This is a genomic window from Pseudomonas sp. Kh14 (assembly GCF_900291005.1).
In the GTDB taxonomy this organism is placed as follows: domain Bacteria; phylum Pseudomonadota; class Gammaproteobacteria; order Pseudomonadales; family Pseudomonadaceae; genus Aquipseudomonas; species Aquipseudomonas alloputida.
The window spans coordinates 1-234 of record NZ_OLKJ01000326.1 but is presented as its reverse complement, the minus strand read 5'-3'; the positions used below and the strand labels follow the sequence as shown (position 1 = coordinate 234).

Sequence of the window (234 nt, the reverse complement as noted above, 5' to 3'; positions counted from 1 at the left end):
GGCATGAAGGAAGCTGAGATGGAAAAGCAAAAAGCGAATAAAGCGGGGCTTGCAAAGTCTCATGCGATTGGTGTGCTTTATTACATCGCAGTAGTCGCACTTCTGGTCGTGAATATGATTGGTTGCGCAGGTCGCCAGGATGAATTTATCCCACCGTCTCCCAATGATGAAGCGTATGCTCCGCCGGAGCTAGACTATCAGGTCACTCGAGTTAGCAAGGGCAGTTTGTATACC

At 49.1% G+C, this 234-nt stretch carries 1 protein-coding gene; it reads left to right on the top strand.

All coding sequences use genetic code 11. The features are described from left to right. Nucleotides 1–18: 18 nt before the first annotated feature. Nucleotides 19–234: hypothetical protein (locus FQ668_RS28305; protein ID WP_218570937.1), on the top strand; the 216-nt coding region annotated here is incomplete at its 3' end.